Origin of the sequence: Vibrio sp. 10N.247.310.24 (assembly GCF_041467175.1) — a bacterium.
Classification (GTDB): domain Bacteria; phylum Pseudomonadota; class Gammaproteobacteria; order Enterobacterales; family Vibrionaceae; genus Vibrio; species Vibrio tasmaniensis_A.
The window spans coordinates 1-1,336 of sequence record NZ_JBFSUD010000188.1; the positions used below are offsets into that span (position 1 = coordinate 1).

The 1,336-nt window shown below is 41.9% G+C and carries 1 protein-coding gene; it reads right to left on the bottom strand.

All coding sequences use genetic code 11. The annotated features are described in order from the left end of the window. Positions 1 to 230: 230 nt before the first annotated feature. Positions 231 to 1,262 (bottom strand): IS110 family transposase, encoded by a 1,032-nt coding sequence (locus tag AB6E08_RS23325; RefSeq protein WP_371997509.1) that lies wholly within the window; start codon positions 1,260 to 1,262, stop codon positions 231 to 233. Positions 1,263 to 1,336: the final 74 nt, after the last annotated feature.

A 1,336-nucleotide genomic window follows, 5' to 3' on the forward strand; every position in this document is an offset into this window, starting at 1 on the left:
GTATATGGAATCCACGTATTTACAAAGTGATTTTGGTAATAAAAGTTAAGATGCGTACGTATATTCGGCTTCTTGTTGAAGGAGCTACCTTCTAGCCTTTGATGTTTGCGCACCTACTGTCCTTATCGAGTTAGCAGCTTGGAAAGCATGACAGAAAGGTCAGGTTTTCAGTAGGTTGGTCTTACCTTTTATGCTTCATCATTTTGTAAAATTTTAGAGTTTATTAGTGATTAATCGGTGAGTAAAACTGGTTTGTATTCAGTCTCATACCGAAGCATTGCCCACGCAGTCCGTACCACCTTGTTAGCCAGTGCAATGCAGGCCTTCTTGAAACCGATACGATCTATGATACTCCTCAACCATGCATCCTTCTGAGTCTTCGGTTTTTCAGGTAGTCGTCCAACGTAAGACATTGCACCAAGATAAAGAAGCGAACGTAGCTCCTTTACACCACCGCATTTATCGATCCCAATCATAAAGACCTTGCCACCTGAACTGTGTTGTTTGGGTGTAAGACCAACAAACGCTGAAGCTTGCCTTCCGTTCTTAAACTGTTTGCCATCACCAAGGGTTGTATAGAGCATTGCGGCAGTCGTTTCACCAACACCTTCAATTTCCATTAATCGTTGGCATGGTTCAATTTGACGAGTTAAAGCGTTTTTTTCTTTTTCAAATGCTATGAGTTTTGCTTTCAGCTCTTTATATTGATCCCATAGCATCGAGAGAACAGAAACGACATTGGCTGGTATTAATGTGTCACCATCAAGCACTGTTTGAACCGATGCTTTTAAACCTTTTTCACCTCTAGGGTTTGCTATACCGTAGCCCAAAATCGTCCCTCGAATGTGAAGCGCTAGGGAAACCACACTACGAGATAAGAATCTACGGCTGGTTTCTAAAGAATGCATAGATTGTTGTTCTAGTGACTTTGGACGGCTGTACTTGATGCCAATTTGTATAGCGGCGTTAGCGATGGCGAGAGCATCATTATGATCGGTTTTATGACCTTCCAAATATCCTTTCACCTTCTTAGGGTTAATAATTCGTACTTCATGCCCAAATTTTTCTGCTAATTGTCCCCAGTAGTGGCAACCGCAACAACCTTCCATGGCGACAATCGAAGGCTTAGCCTTTGCCAGGAACTCTTTCATTTTCTGGCGACTCAGAGGTTTATTGGATAGTAACTCACCATGAATGCTGATATGGCAGGCTTGAAGAACATTTTTTGCTAAGTCGATAGCGATAACATTTTTAGTCAACATATTGGAACCCTCGGTTTTTTCTCACTCTCCTAACTCTAGGTTGCAAAGGAGGGAGTGGATTCCATACATCAAGT

Excerpts from the sequence above, each read along its gene's own strand:
- AB6E08_RS23325 (WP_371997509.1), bottom strand. The coding sequence starts at position 1,262 with ATGTTGACTAAAAATGTTATCGCTATCGACTTAGCAAAAAATGTTCTT.